Origin of the sequence: Roseovarius albus (genome assembly GCF_900172335.1) — a bacterium.
GTDB classification, from domain to species: domain Bacteria; phylum Pseudomonadota; class Alphaproteobacteria; order Rhodobacterales; family Rhodobacteraceae; genus Roseovarius; species Roseovarius albus.
Genome location: NZ_FWFX01000002.1, coordinates 495,575 through 509,349, shown reverse-complemented (window position 1 = coordinate 509,349; position 13,775 = coordinate 495,575). Strand labels below are relative to the sequence as shown.

The 13,775-nt window shown below is 55.2% G+C and carries 11 protein-coding genes and 1 tRNA gene; 7 read left to right on the top strand and 5 right to left on the bottom strand.

All coding sequences use genetic code 11. The features are described 5' to 3' along the window. Window positions 1-312: 312 nt before the first annotated feature. The 3 genes from ROA7450_RS05335 to ROA7450_RS20950 form a co-directional block, all read right to left on the bottom strand. The gene (locus ROA7450_RS05335) at window positions 313-1,407 is read right to left on the bottom strand and encodes a hypothetical protein (RefSeq protein WP_085804613.1); all 1,095 of its coding nucleotides are present in this window, start codon (window positions 1,405-1,407) and stop codon (window positions 313-315) included. Window positions 1,408-2,573: 1,166 nt separating this feature from the next. Then, a tRNA-Ser gene (locus tag ROA7450_RS05320) sits at window positions 2,574-2,663 on the bottom strand. A 62-nt stretch (window positions 2,664-2,725) separates the two neighbouring features. Next, the gene (locus ROA7450_RS20950; protein ID WP_159454004.1) at window positions 2,726-2,884 is read right to left on the bottom strand and encodes a hypothetical protein; all 159 of its coding nucleotides are present in this window, start codon (window positions 2,882-2,884) and stop codon (window positions 2,726-2,728) included. Window positions 2,885-3,015: 131 nt separating this feature from the next. Here ROA7450_RS20950 and ROA7450_RS05315 point away from each other — a divergent pair, with 131 nt between their 5' ends. Continuing rightward, window positions 3,016-4,758 carry a helix-turn-helix domain-containing protein gene (locus ROA7450_RS05315; RefSeq protein ID WP_159454003.1) on the top strand — a complete coding sequence of 581 codons (1,743 nt, stop codon included), beginning with the start codon at window positions 3,016-3,018 and terminating at the stop codon, window positions 4,756-4,758. Window positions 4,759-4,782: 24 nt separating this feature from the next. On the opposite strand, the gene ychF is transcribed toward ROA7450_RS05315, so the two are convergent. Together ychF and ROA7450_RS05305 are read right to left on the bottom strand one after the other, a co-directional pair. After that, on the bottom strand, window positions 4,783-5,880 hold the full coding sequence (gene ychF / locus ROA7450_RS05310; RefSeq protein WP_085804609.1) for a redox-regulated ATPase YchF: 1,098 nt from the start codon (window positions 5,878-5,880) through the stop codon (window positions 4,783-4,785). A gap of 69 nt (window positions 5,881-5,949) precedes the next feature. Then, complete coding sequence (locus tag ROA7450_RS05305) at window positions 5,950-6,777, bottom strand: PhzF family phenazine biosynthesis protein (protein WP_085804665.1); 828 nt, start codon at window positions 6,775-6,777, stop codon at window positions 5,950-5,952. Window positions 6,778-6,961: 184 nt separating this feature from the next. On the opposite strand from ROA7450_RS05305, the gene ROA7450_RS05300 reads away from it, so the two are divergent. The 6 genes from ROA7450_RS05300 to ROA7450_RS05275 all read left to right on the top strand — a co-directional run bounded on the left by ROA7450_RS05300 (window position 6,962) and on the right by ROA7450_RS05275 (window position 13,736). Beyond that, a complete protein-coding gene (locus tag ROA7450_RS05300; RefSeq protein ID WP_085804608.1) occupies window positions 6,962-7,957 on the top strand; it encodes an endonuclease/exonuclease/phosphatase family protein in 996 nt (331 codons plus the stop codon). Window positions 7,958-8,042: 85 nt separating this feature from the next. After that, window positions 8,043-8,834: a tryptophan synthase subunit alpha gene (trpA, locus tag ROA7450_RS05295; protein WP_085804607.1), complete on the top strand. Its 792-nt coding sequence runs from the start codon at window positions 8,043-8,045 to the stop codon at window positions 8,832-8,834. A 54-nt stretch (window positions 8,835-8,888) separates the two neighbouring features. Further along, window positions 8,889-9,635: a hypothetical protein gene (locus ROA7450_RS05290; RefSeq protein ID WP_085804606.1), complete on the top strand. Its 747-nt coding sequence runs from the start codon at window positions 8,889-8,891 to the stop codon at window positions 9,633-9,635. 63 nt (window positions 9,636-9,698) lie between these two features. Then, on the top strand, window positions 9,699-10,862 hold the full coding sequence (locus tag ROA7450_RS05285) for an alpha-hydroxy acid oxidase (protein WP_085804605.1): 1,164 nt from the start codon (window positions 9,699-9,701) through the stop codon (window positions 10,860-10,862). A gap of 126 nt (window positions 10,863-10,988) precedes the next feature. Continuing rightward, window positions 10,989-11,654 carry a 50S ribosomal protein L25/general stress protein Ctc gene (locus ROA7450_RS05280; protein WP_085804604.1) on the top strand — a complete coding sequence of 222 codons (666 nt, stop codon included), beginning with the start codon at window positions 10,989-10,991 and terminating at the stop codon, window positions 11,652-11,654. Between the two features lie 168 nt (window positions 11,655-11,822). Further along, window positions 11,823-13,736 (top strand): DUF3604 domain-containing protein, encoded by a 1,914-nt coding sequence (locus tag ROA7450_RS05275; RefSeq protein ID WP_085804603.1) that lies wholly within the window; start codon window positions 11,823-11,825, stop codon window positions 13,734-13,736. The last annotated feature ends 39 nt before the right edge of the window (window positions 13,737-13,775 follow it).

The following is a 13,775-nucleotide window of genomic DNA, read 5'->3' as shown; positions in this document are numbered from 1 at the left end:
TTGACGATCTTCTCGCCAGGGCTTTTGGTTGTCTTTCTCATCTTCCACTCCTCAGTGGTTACGATGAGCCAGAAACTCTCCCTTATCAAATCAACCTAATTGGACCCATTAGCGCTGACGTCAAACGGAAGGTGGAACAATTTCATGACCGCAAAGTTTAGAGTGTGACGAATGTCCGCTTTTGCGGGAAAGTGGGCTTTCGCTGCTTTAGGTCGATAGTGCTGACATAGAATGAAGGATCCGTTCTTTTAATTGTGGTCCAAAACCCAGTATGACTTTTGCTCTCAATTGTCTCCCGGTGCGCTGAATGGCTTACTGTTCTGGCACGCAAACGCCTCGAAACTGCTCTAGCTTGCCCTGAAAACGGATCAGGAAAGTTACAAGATGATCGCCTTTGTTTGGCAGTTTCACAATTCGGTTTATGCCTGTGATAATAGTCCTTTGGTCGGCAGCTGTGGATCGGATGGTTTCCGTAGGGAATAAGTTGCCATGCGGATCCAGTTCCCCAACCTTGACACAGCGATAACCCGTGTCGCACCCGAAGCTGTGCTCTGACGTACCACTTCTATTGTCGGCCCCGGCACTGGGGTCGGCGTTCAGCAGCTGGTGCATCGTCAAGCCCTCGGCAGCAAGCAGGTTTTCATAAAGTTTTTTCATCCCAGCGACAGGCGGCTTGGATGACGTCATATCAATGGAAACGCCTGCATCCTCGGCAAAGTTACCATTTGCATCCGCTCGACGGATGTCTGTGCGGATATGGCGGTACTTGAATTTAGTTCTGCCGGTTTTTGAGTCTGCGGCAGAGCGAAACGACAGCGTTTGAATGGCGCAGGGTGCGCGGGTGAGGAGAATCTCCTGAATACTCGCTTTTTCAGTCACCTCAATCAAAACTGGAGGATCTTTTTGCTGCCACTTCAACCGGATGATATGGCGGGTCAGCTGCATTTTGTGGGCGCTAAGCATGGCGACGTCGATCCGGCTAGATAGGTCGGGATAGGAATTCGTGAGGGCGAGCCTGACCCCAAGCGAGACGGATTTTGGGTGGAAATTGAAATTTTCAAACTCAGCAAGTAGAGCTGCGACCTCGAATCCATCTGGTCGGTATAAACCGTCAAGGGTCAGCCCGTTCAGCATCGTTGGAGCTGTCGCCGTGATCTGCGGAGGAGAAAAGCTCGGCACGACACTGGGTTGGGCATCTTCGCCCGTGGGTGTAATCGAGATATCAGTATCGTTCTTGAGCGCTATGGAGTAGGTCAGCCCGTCCGATCCATACCAGAGGCCGTGGATGGGATCGGTGCTTTCATTGTCTTGCGCGACGGATTGGCTTCCAGCCAAGAAACCCGCAACGAGGGCTAAGTAAATCGCGCGAAGGATGCAGAAGACTACGGGTTTGAAAATGACAGACACAATAGCTCCATTTAAAATGCCTTGCTCATTCTAGCATTGAAAGCGCGGCATACAAAATTTCATGCTCTTCAGTCACTTGGAGGCTTAACTAGGCCATACTTAGGTGCTCTCCAGCACTATATTCTTAACCAATTTAGAGTTAAAAATCTCGATGTTCACAAACGGTCGGTTTTGTCACCGATGGCGTGACGTCCCCATGACGAACACGTGACTTGGCACTTGCATCACCTGCATCTACAGCCCCAGTTCCTAGTACATTAGAAGTGCGCAGAGCTTTGGTTGGCCAATCGATAAAGGATGAGCAGCCGCAACTCATTGGTCGTGCAGCGGCGAAATCTACCAGCCTTGGTCTGTATCAGAGTGGGAAACAAGAGCTCCGCCCACGATAAGAGAGCTTACAATCACTACAATGAACGCCACTGCGCCGAACGTGTGATAGACCTGCATCGCGCTCCAGCCTAGGAACGCGAGGAATATGGGGACTGAAGCGACCAGCACCACTATGGCGGCGTTTATAAGAAGTCTGCGCATGCAGCCATACCGGACAAGACACTCTTACGTGGATTGGTTAGTGGGCATAAATGGGCAGGCGAGCTGCGCAAGGGCATCCCCCTCGGGACACTCGCCAAGCGTGACAATGTCACCGAATCCTTCATCCGAATGCGGGCGCAGCTGGCGTTTCTATCTCCCAAAATCCAGACTGCCATTCTGGAGGGCACGCAACCTCCAGAGTTGACGCAAGAGCGCATGGTCAGAATGGTGCTTCCAAACTGTTGGGCAGAACAAGAACGGCTCCTGAGATTTAGCTGAAAACACCCCTTCCCTGATGGCTCAAATCCATTGCCTGTTGGCGCACGATAATTCCCTGTTCATTCAATTTGATTCCCTGATTTGACTTTAGGGAAATTGCACGTAAGCCATTGTTTTGCCTCGATCAGTTTACGCTCACCTCAATACATTTGCGCAGCATTCCCTGTAATTCGACCCAGAACAGGGAAAAGCGCGCAAAACCGCACCGCCCCAAAACCCCCACTGAGACGTCTTGAGATATGTGCGACTACTGCCGGGAAACACTGCGTCTCTGACGCAGAACCCCAAGGGTAAACGCCCAAAATTACGCGAGAATTTACGGCAAAACCGCACGAAAAAAGTGAGACAGGTGTGGGTGGCGGAGCCGATGGGATTCGAACCCACGAGACCCTTCCGGGCCTACTCCCTTAGCAGGGGAGCGCCTTCGACCACTCGGCCACAGCTCCGCTGGCGTGTTTATATATCTGACAAAGAAGGGGCAAGAGCGAATTCGCCCTTCCCCGCATTTTCATGCAAATGCCAGCAACAGGTGGAACGCCACCACCAGAATTGCCGCCCATTTCGGGCAGAGCCCGCAGGCACAAGCCATGGCTAGCGCGGCGAATCCGATGTTTTGTCCTTGGGTGCTGACCAGCCATGCCAGCAATGGTTGTATTTGCCACATCATCAGTTAATCTCCTGATATTGCGGCGGGCCCGCCTTAGGTTAAAGCGTTGTCGACAGGGATAAATATCGCCCTCCTGTCCGCAAAAGTCGCTGTCACAGAGTTGCATGCATGTTGCGAGGAGTTACCGATCGTTGCCTAAAGTTACACAGGAGGTGCTCAGCGCATTCGGCACGGCGGTTGAGCGGGCGCGCAGCCTGAAAGGCTGGACGCTGGATCAGCTCAGCGGTGAGATGGACGGCACCAGTGGGAAATCATTTCTGTCCGCGATTGAAAACGGCAAACGCAGCATCAGCACCCGCACCGTTGGCCGCCTGATCAAAGCGCTGGATCTGGACGAAGGCTGGATTGATCAGTTTACCGGCAGCGAGGTCACCCCCGAGGCCGAACAAACCCGCGACGACCGCGAGGCGGATCAACTGGTCGATATTGCCCAGCGCGAGGGCCAAACCGACCGCCTGCGCGACGAAGGCATCACCGAGAAAGCGATTATCCGGCTGGCGCAACGGATTGCGCGCGACACCGCGGAAGTTGGGCAGGCCTGGCTGGAGCTGCAAAACGCCATGGATATCGCCGTACGAGTGCAACAAGAGGGGCGGGTCACCTCGAACCACGGGGATTTTGTCGGCGAGGTGCTAAAACGCGTGGCGGCATACGCCGCTGAGGGTGAATTCGCCCAAGCCAGTGCCGCCATCGTAGAGGCCCTTGCCGAGGAAGACGCCGCACATCAGGCCCGTAAATCCCGACTGCTAGATAGTGGCATTGAGATCGCGAAGCTGGCCAGAGATGGTTCCGGTGTTGCGAAACTTTTAGTGCAAAGAATAGATATTGAGGCCGGAGGGCGCGCTGAATTTGAACAGCTGCGCAGCCAGCAGTACTATTACTATGTCATGGGACGTGATTATGGGAGTGCGTTGGATCTCATCATCTCAGTCCAACTTGCACATTTTATGCTAGACCGGTCTAACTCCGAGGAGCAACGCGGCGCTGCGCTGAATGATCTGGGACTTGCGCTACAAACTCTCGGCGCACTCGAAGGCGGCACCACACGACTTCAACAAGCCATTTCAACCTATAAACATTCACTCAAGGTATACACTCGCGAGCGTGCACCAATCGGCTGGGCTATAGCGCAGATGAATCTGGGAAATGCGCAGTTGGCCCTAGCGGAGCGCGAAAACGGCACAGCCCGACTAGAACAAGCTATTGAAGCCTATGATAACGCACGAATATATCTCACACGTGAACAGGTGCCACTGGAATGGGCTCTAGTGCAAATGAATTTGGGCAATGCGCTGCTAGCACTCGGGCGACGAGAAAGTGGCGGCACACGGCTAGAGCAGGCCATAGAAGCCTATAATAGAGCCCTACAAGTACGTACCCGAGAGCGGGAGCCACAGGGCTGGGCCATCACAGAATTGAATCTGGGCAATGCATTGCTAACCCTCGCAACACGCAATGGCAGCACAACGCAACTAAAACAAGCTATTGAAGCTTACCAAAACGCCCTTAAAGAACTCTCACGTGAGCAGGTACCGCTGGATTGGGCAATGACGCAGATGAATTTGGGCAACGCACTGTCATCATTCGTAGAGCGCGAAAGTGGCGTTGCACGGTTGGAGCAGGCCATCAAAGCTTATCAGAACGCACTAGAAGAATTCACGCGCGAACGGGTGCCGCTCGACTGGGCCATGCTTCACGGGAATCTCGCCAACCTTAAGCGCGCCTTGTTTGAAAAGTCCCTCGATCCGGCTCACCTAGATCAAGCACTGCACCACGCTGCGGCTGCGAAAGAAACCTTTCAAACCGCTGGAGCCAGTCATTACACCAGCAAAATCGACACAATCATTGAACGCATCAATTCTCTCAATGACTGAAAGCACTCTGGCTTTAAAAACGTCTCAGGTATTAAACAAGAAGTGCATCACGTCGCCGTCTTTAACGATATAGGCCTTGCCTTCGGCACGCATTTTGCCGGCGTCTTTGGCGCCGGATTCGCCGTTGCAGGTGATATAATCGTCATAGGCGATGGTTTCGGCGCGGATGAAGCCTTTTTCGAAATCACCGTGGATCACTCCCGCCGCCTTGGGCGCTGAGGTGCCCTGACGGATGGTCCAGGCACGGGCCTCTTTCGGGCCAACAGTGAAGTACGTTTCCAGATGCAGCAGGTCATAGCCTGCGCGAATAAGCCGATCCAAGCCCGCCTCGGTCAGGTTCATTTCTTCCAGGAACATCGCTGCTTCGTCTTCTTCCAGCTGGCTGATTTCTTCCTCGATCTGGGCCGAGATCACCACGCTGGCCGCGCCCTGCTCTGCTGCCATGGCTTCAACCTTGGCGGAATGATCATTGCCGTCCGCCGCGTTGGCCTCATCCACGTTGCAAACGTACAGGATCGGCTTGGTGGTCAGCAGTTGCAGGTTTTTCCACGCCTTGGCGTCTTCGGCATCGACCTCAACCACGCGGGCGGGTTTGCCTTCTTCCAACACGGCCTGTGCCGCTGCCAGCAAGCGATCTTGTTGCTGCGCTTCTTTGTCGTTGCCCTTGAGCTTACGCACCAATCCCGCCCGGCGCTTTTCAATCGATTCCAGATCCGCCAACATCAGTTCGGTCTCGATCACCTCGGCATCTTCCACCGGGTTCACGCGGCCCTCAACGTGGGTCACATCATCATCTTCAAAGCAGCGCAGCACATGCGCAATGGCATCGACCTCACGAATGTTGGCCAGAAACTGGTTGCCCAGTCCTTCGCCCTTGCTCGCCCCTTTGACCAGACCAGCGATGTCCACGAACGTCATGCGGGTCGGGGTGATCTGTTTCGAGCTGGCAATCGCCGCCAGCTTGTCCAGCCGTGCATCCGGCACAGCAACATCACCAACGTTCGGCTCGATGGTGCAGAAGGGGAAGTTCGCAGCCTGTGCCGCGGCTGTTTTGGTCAGCGCGTTGAACAAGGTGGATTTGCCCACGTTCGGCAATCCGACGATACCCATTTTAAAGCCCATGTTCTGACCCTTCTGCTTGGTTGACGGGCTGCTTTTATGGGCAGCCCGCCCCCGACGCAAGCCAAGGTTTCAGGTGATCGGCGCAGTCAGTCCGGAAATCTCCACCGGAGCGCCCAGCCCAGCGCGAGGTTTGACGTGCAGGCGTGACGGGCGACCCATCTCAACGCCTTGGATCACCTCGAACGCAGTGCCCTGATATCCGGCATCGCGCAGATACCCCGCCAGCGCGGCCGCGGCCGCCCCTGTTGCCGGATCCTCGTAAACCCCGTGCCCAGCAAAAGGATTGCGGCTATGGATCTGCTCGGCACTCTTGCGCCAGATCAGGTTGATAGTGACCAGTTTGTGCTTTTGCATCAGCGCGGCCCCCGCATCGAAATCATATGACATCTCTTTGAGTAGGTCATGCCGCGCCAAAGGCAGCAATAGATGATCTGCACCGCCATGCACCAGTGCCGGGGCGATGTCCGGGTCCAGATCGTTATATTCAAGGCCAAAGAGGTCGAGAAAAGCACCCAATGCGACCTCCTCGACCGGCTGATGGCGTGTCGGCGGTGAGACCAGTTTTGCCCCCCATGCGCTGCCCTCTTGGTAGGCCGTAACTGAAATCGATGCGTCATTCAAAGTCAGATCGTATTCCTTTGCCCCAAACGCCTGCCCCAAGGCCGCGCCCAGTGCAATCGTGGCATGCCCACAAAACGGCACTTCTTGCTGCGGCGCAAAATAGCGCGCGCGAAACCCATTGCTTTCGGGTGCTGCAAAAACCGTTTCCGAATACCCCACATCGGCGGCCACCTTCTGCATAATCGCAGCCTCTGGTAAGACGTCCCCAATCACAACGCCCGCCGGGTTCCCGCCATTTGTGTCTTGGGTAAACGAGGCCAGTTTCTGGATATTCATGACATGCTCCTTTTCTCTTCCCAAATGATGTGAGCGTCCTTTGCTGGAATGCAAACGGCGATTTGTGATGATCAGCATCAGCTCTCTAAATGCATCCGAAGCGCGTTCAAGCCCTGTCGTCTGAGTGAAACACAATACGTGGTACAATCAGGGGATTATCAAAACGCTATTTAAGGACACCCAAATGTTTCGTCTCATGTCATACAACATAGAATGGTTCACCAAGTGCTTTGAAGATGACAACAGCCTGAAAACCACAACCAAGATCACCGAACGCATTGACGCAATCGCCACTGTCATTTCCACCATCGATCCGGACGTCATTGGGATCACGGAAGCCCCGAACACCACCACGACCACCGGTCAGCGCAGCACGGTTACAGCTTTGGAGAATTTTGCCGCCGCCAAAGGGCTCCGCCAGCGTAAGGCGATGATCGGTTTTCCCTCAGCCGGCCAGCAAGAGATTGCCATTCTGTTCGATCCAAACAAGGCCAGCGTCGCCCACGACCCCGGCGGACAAAGTGGAACGGTCAAAAACCCACCTTTCAACGAGGCCTTCAACTACGACACCAATGGCGACGGCATTCGCGAGATTTACAAACACTTTCGCCCGCCACTTGAGGCCCAGATCACCCGTACAGATGGAGGTGCGGATTTCTGGATGATGGTGGTTCACGCAAAGTCTAAGGGCATTTTCAATGCCATGGACCGCATCCACTTTGACCGAACATCTGAACGCAACCGCCGCAAATTGTTTGCCGAGTGTGGATCAATCCGCAGCCGGGTTGATCAATGGCTCGAACAGGATCGGCCAACCGTTGTAATGGGCGATATCAACGACGGTCCCGGTTTTGACTTCTATGAGGAAAAGTTCGGGCGCAGCGCCGTTGAGTTGCTGATGGGGGACATTTTTGAGCCCGACAACATCCTGCGCAATCATGTCGGACGTCCGGTCTGGGGCAATCGCGGCTGGATGCCTTCCACAACCCGCTTTAAGGACGAATTTACAGGCGACAGGGTCGATGCCATCATCGATCATATTCTCGCCTCACACCACCTGCAGCCAACCCAGAATGCCGGGTTGGTCTGGAATCCCAATGAAACCGCTCAGGCCAGCTCAATCCGGACTGCCCTCAATACGGCATCCGATCACTATCCGGTGACGCTCGAAATTTCCTAAAGCGCTCCAAACTGAGATTGGAAAATACTGGATTGAAGCGCCCCGTTATTTGCGCGACAAAGGCACGGAATTAACGGAGCACCCCATGACTCGTATCGACGCCAAATTTGCCGAACTGAAAGCCGTAGGAAAAAAGGCCTTTGTGTCTTATATCATGGCCGGGGATCCCGACTATGACACGTCGCTTGAAGTCGTCAAAGGCCTGCCAGGTGCGGGCGTCGATATCATCGAGCTGGGTCTGCCCTTTACCGACCCGATGGCAGACGGCCCCACCATTCAGCTGGCCGGGCAACGCGCGCTTGAATCTGGCATGACCCTGGAGCGCACGCTGCAGCTGGCCACCGAGTTCCGGGAGGAAGACGACACAACGCCAATTGTGCTGATGGGTTATTACAACCCGATCTATAACCACGGCGTTGATCAGTTCCTGACCGACGCCAAGGCAGCTGGCATCGATGGGTTGATCGTGGTCGACCTGCCGCCCGAGGAAGACGAAGAGCTGTGCATCCCGGCACAGGCAGCGGGCCTGAACTTCATCCGCCTAGCCACGCCAACAACCGATGACAAGCGCCTGCCCAAGGTGATGCAAAACACCAGCGGTTTTGTCTACTACGTCTCAATCACCGGCATCACCGGTGCCGCCGAAGCGCAGGCTGTGGATGTCGCCCCCGAAGTCGCCCGCATTCAAGCTGCCAGCAACCTGCCTGTCATCGTGGGGTTTGGTATCAATACACCAGAGAAATCCAAGGCGATTGCCAAAGTTGCGGACGGTGCAGTGGTTGGCTCTGCCATCGTCAGCAAAATCGCCTCCGGCACCCCCGTTCCAGAAGTGCTCGATTTTGTCCGCGGCCTCGCCGACGGCGCACATCAGGGTTAAGGGGATACCCCTCTGATATTTTCAGGCATCCTCCTGATTAAAATCGCGGTCACAATGGTGATCGTGATTGGCCTTTCAATCATCGCCGAGCGCGTAAGCCCCAAAATTGCGGGTCTGCTCGCGGGCTATCCACATGGCATCGCTATCGTGCTCTATTTCATCGGAATCGAGCAAGGCATGGAGTTCGCCAGCCGCGCCGCACTTTATGCTATCGGTGGGCTCTCTGCGAATGTGGTACTCTGCTATGCCTACAACCGGCTGTGCAAGAACCGCTCATTTTTGAACGTCGCGCTGGCGGCTTTGGTCAGCGTCGCGGTGTTTTTGTTGGTCTCGGCAATCTTGCAGCAGTTCTCTTTGTCACAGGTCAGCGCAAGCCTTTTAACCCTCGGAATGATCGGGCTGATCACATGGCTGATGCGCCACGCAATAGATAGCCAGATACCTCGCAAACCACGCTTGGGTTCGATAGCCATACTGGCTCGCGCAGGATTGGCGGCATCGATTGTTCTAATCATCACCGGACTGGCCAACGTCATCGGTCCGGATTGGGCCGGATTGCTGGCAGGCTTCCCGGTGGTGACCTTCCCATTGCTTTTGATCATCCACCGCGATCACGGCCCTGCCCCCGTCAATGCCATGATCCGGATCTATCCCGTCGGTCTGGTGGCATTGCTGGTCTATGCGTTGACGACGTCGCTGACGTTTCCACTGATCGGAATCGGCTGGGGGACATTGGCAGGATTCTGCGCTGCTACAGTTTACCTCATAGGCCTAAAGGCAGTAGCAAGTGCTTTGCGCTAAGGGATTGCACCTCAATTGCCAAATTGGTAAACAAAACTAACCAATACAACCCGGATTGCAGCCATGCCCGTCATCACTTGCATCGACGACCTCAAACAGCTCTACCGCCGCCGAACGCCAAAAATGTTCTACGACTATGCCGAATCCGGCAGTTGGACTGAGCAAACCTTTCGCGAAAACACCTCTGATTTCGACCAAATCTACTTGCGCCAACGAGTGGCCATCGACATGACCGGGCGCAGCACGGCCAGCCAGATGGTAGGGCAGGATGTCAGCATGCCTGTGGCTTTGGCCCCGGTGGGTTTGACGGGCATGCAATGTGCCGATGGCGAGATCAAAGCCGCCCGTGCGGCCGAACAATTCGGCGTGCCCTTTACTCTCTCCACCCTGTCGATCTGTTCGATCGAGGATGTCGCCGAGCACACAAACAAGCCCTTCTGGATGCAAGTTTATACCCTCAAGGACGATGATTTCATGACCCGCCTGTTTGATCGCGCCAAGGCGGCAAACTGCTCTGCAGCGGTCATCACCGTCGATTTACAGATGCTGGGTCAACGCCACAAAGACCTGAAAAACGGGCTTTCCGCTCCGCCAAAGCTCACGCCCAAATCCGTTGCCAATATGATGACCAAGGTGCACTGGGGCCTTGGCATGCTGGGCACCAATCGGCGCACCTTTCGCAATGTCATGGGCCATGCCAAGGGTGTCAGCGATCCCTCATCACTGTCGGCTTGGTTCGCCGAAGCCACCGATCATACCCTCAACTGGGACCGCATTCGCCAGTTTCGCAAGATGTGGGATGGCCCGCTGATCATCAAAGGCATCATGGATGCCCGCGACGCACACGAGGCCCTGAATGCCGGTGCCGATGCCATCATCGTCTCCAACCACGGCGGGCGGCAACTCGACGGCGCGCTCAGCGCCATTCGCGCCCTTCCCGAGATCATGGATGCAGTCGGCGACAAGATCGAAGTCCACCTCGATAGCGGCATCCGTTCTGGCCAAGACGTACTCAAGGCGCTGGCGATGGGAGCCAAAGGCACCTATATCGGCCGCGCTTTTGTGTATGGTCTGGGGGCCATGGGTGAGGCTGGCGTGACCAAGGCACTCGAAGTCATTCACAAAGAACTGGATACCTCGATGGGCCTGTGTGGGCGCACGGATGTGCAAACGTTGGATCGCGATATTTTAATGATCCCACGCGGTTTCTCGGGCGATTGGGAATAAATCCCTTGATCCCTGCACATCAAGGCGAATCCCCCTTTCCAAACCTTTGAATTTGGTCTATGGGCACGGCTTCACGCGGGCATACAGCCTTGGAGGATGCCCGCCCTAACCTATTGGAGAATTATTATGGCTGGAGCAATTCCTGATCTTCACGCCCAGGAACGTGCGGGGACAGGCAAGGGCGCCGCTCGCGCAGCACGTCGTGCTGGTATGGTTCCGGGAATCGTTTTTGGTGGTGACGTTGATCCACTGGCGATCCAAATCCCATTCAACGAGCTGTTCACACGTCTGAAAAAAGGTCGCTTCAAATCGACCCTGTTCAACCTCAAGGTTGACGGCCAAGAGGACGTCCGTGTCATCTGCCGTGACGTACAACGCGATGTTGTCAAAGACCTGCCAACGCACCTCGACCTGATGCGCCTGCGTCGTACAACAAAGATCAACCTCTTCATCCCAGTTGAATTCATCAACGAAGAAGAAGCCCCCGGCATCAAAAAGGGTGGCGTTGTAACGGTTGTTCGGAACGAAGTTGAGCTGGTTGTGACCGCTGGCGACATCCCTGAAAAGGTTGTTGTAGATCTGGCTGGTCTGAACGTTGGCGACACGGTCACCATCTCGGACGTTGAGCTGCCATCGGGCGCGAAAACGACTATCGATCGTGATTTCGTGATCTGCAACATCCAGGCGCCGTCTGCTCTGAAAGCTGAAGATGACGACGAAGACGAAACAGTTGAAACCGAAGTCATCGCCGATGGCGAAGCTCCGGCGGAAGAAGAAGCCGCAGAAAGCTGAACCCAGCTTTACGGCAATTGAATGTTTTGGAAACGGGGTCCTTCGGGGTCCCGTTTTCTTGTTTGGCGCGCTCATCGCGCGCTAAACCCCTAATTGTGCTATGATCCTCGTGCGCGGTCGAATCTCATGACCGTGTTGCCAAGACTGCATATTCAGGGGATTAAAATTATGCCTCACCCATTATATTTTACGGCTTGTTTGTCTGCCACCACAGCGCTCGTTTCTCTCGGCTCCCCAAGTGCCGCACAGGTGCAAGACACCCTGCCGCTCAAAAAAGACGTCGCCGAACGATTCACCTCTGACCATTTCTCACCCTACGCCGGTCGCACCTTCTCGACACTACTCCTGTGGGGCGATACCCACCTGCACACCGAGGTGTCGGTCGATGCCGGAACGATGAACAAACTCAGCCAAGAAGATGCCTTTCGCTTCGCCCGTGGTCATCAAGTAACCACCACCCATGGCTTGGAGGCCAAACTGGCCCGACCATTGGATTGGCTTGTCGTATCCGATCACGCAGAAATGTACGGCTTGATGCCACAACTGCTAAGCGGCGATCAGGAAATCCTTGCCACTGAACAGGGCAAAGCCTGGTACGATTCATTAACCAGCGGCGATGACGACATCATCTTCAACACCGCGATGGAAATTGTCGCCTCGCTGTCAGGCGATGTGCCCCCGATCGACAACCCCAAAGCCACCCAAAAAGCATGGCAACATTATACTGCACTCGCGGATCAATATAACGAGCCTGGCATCTTCAGCGCGCTGATCGGCTACGAGTGGACCTCTGAAGGTGGCGACAACATCCACCGAAACGTGATCTTCCGCGAAGATGCCAGCAAGGCCAACGAGGTGTTGCCCTTCTCACAATTCGATAGCAAGAATCCCGAAGATCTCTGGGCGCATCTGGCCGATTTTGAGGATCGCACCGGTAGTGACGTGTTGGCGATTCCGCACAATGGCAACCTCTCGAATGGGCGGCTGTTTTCAGTGTCCAACTTCGATGGCTCCCCCCTGACCGAAGAAAACGCCCGCCTGCGCGCCAGGTTTGAACCTGTCATTGAAACCACCCAAATCAAGGGCGACAGCGAAGCCCACCCGTTCCTAAGCCCGGATGACGAGTTTTCCGATTTTGATACCTGGGACGCCTCAAACCTGAACGGGACCCAGGCCAAAACACAGGATATGCTGCAGTATGAATACAGCCGGGAAGCCTATAAAACCGGCCTGTTGCTCGAGGAACAGCTTGGCATCAACCCCTACAAAGTTGGCCAGATCGGATCGACTGACGCGCACACCGGCATGGCGGCAGTCGAAGAGGAAAACTTCTTTGGCAAACACTCCGGCGTGGAGCCCGAACCCAACCGCTGGAAACACCTGGTGATCGAGGCCCCGGACCCGGAATTCACTATCTACGGCTGGAAACAGGCTTCGGGCGGCTATGCTGCTGTCTGGGCTACCGAAAATACGCGTGCCGCGATCTTTGATGCACTGGAACGGCGCGAAGTCTACGGCACAACCGGATCACGGATAATGGTGCGGTTCTTCGGCGGCTGGGACTTTGCGCCTGAGGATGCACAGTCACGCCTACCCGCCAATCTCGGCTATGCCAAGGGTGTGCCCATGGGCGCAGATCTGCCCAAACGTTCCGGCGACGGTGCCCCTAGCTTCCAGATCGCCGCTTTGAAAGACCCGTTCAGTGGCAATCTGGACCGGGTGCAGGTCATTAAAGGCTGGCTCAATGCCGACGGCACACGCGGTGAACGGGTCTTTGACGTGGCTTGGGGTGGCGACCGCGAAATCGGAGACGATGGCAAACTGCCGTCGGTTGGCAACACCGTCGATGTGGAAAACGCCACTTGGACAAACACCATCGGCGCGCCGGAGTTGATCACATACTGGCAAGACCCTGATTTCGATCCGGCACTAAAGACAGTCTATTATGTCCGCGTGATCGAAATTCCGACACCACGCTGGACTGCCTACGAAGCCAAGCGCTTTAATGTGCAAATGGACGAAGACGTGCCAATGACCACCACGGAACGCGCCTATACCTCGCCTATCTGGTACACGCCGTAAACCTGAGCCTGACATCGGCTTAAGGAAATGCTAGCTCTG

Excerpts from the sequence above, each read along its gene's own strand:
- ROA7450_RS05290 (WP_085804606.1), top strand. The coding sequence starts at position 8,889 with ATGGTGATCGTGATTGGCCTTTCAATCATCGCCGAGCGCGTAAGCCCC.
- ROA7450_RS05305 (WP_085804665.1), bottom strand. The coding sequence starts at position 6,777 with ATGAATATCCAGAAACTGGCCTCGTTTACCCAAGACACAAATGGCGGG.
- trpA (WP_085804607.1), top strand. The coding sequence starts at position 8,043 with ATGACTCGTATCGACGCCAAATTTGCCGAACTGAAAGCCGTAGGAAAA.
- ROA7450_RS05280 (WP_085804604.1), top strand. The coding sequence starts at position 10,989 with ATGGCTGGAGCAATTCCTGATCTTCACGCCCAGGAACGTGCGGGGACA.
- ychF (WP_085804609.1), bottom strand. The coding sequence starts at position 5,880 with ATGGGCTTTAAAATGGGTATCGTCGGATTGCCGAACGTGGGCAAATCC.
- ROA7450_RS05300 (WP_085804608.1), top strand. The coding sequence starts at position 6,962 with ATGTTTCGTCTCATGTCATACAACATAGAATGGTTCACCAAGTGCTTT.
- ROA7450_RS20950 (WP_159454004.1), bottom strand. The coding sequence starts at position 2,884 with ATGATGTGGCAAATACAACCATTGCTGGCATGGCTGGTCAGCACCCAA.
- ROA7450_RS05275 (WP_085804603.1), top strand. The coding sequence starts at position 11,823 with ATGCCTCACCCATTATATTTTACGGCTTGTTTGTCTGCCACCACAGCG.
- ROA7450_RS05285 (WP_085804605.1), top strand. The coding sequence starts at position 9,699 with ATGCCCGTCATCACTTGCATCGACGACCTCAAACAGCTCTACCGCCGC.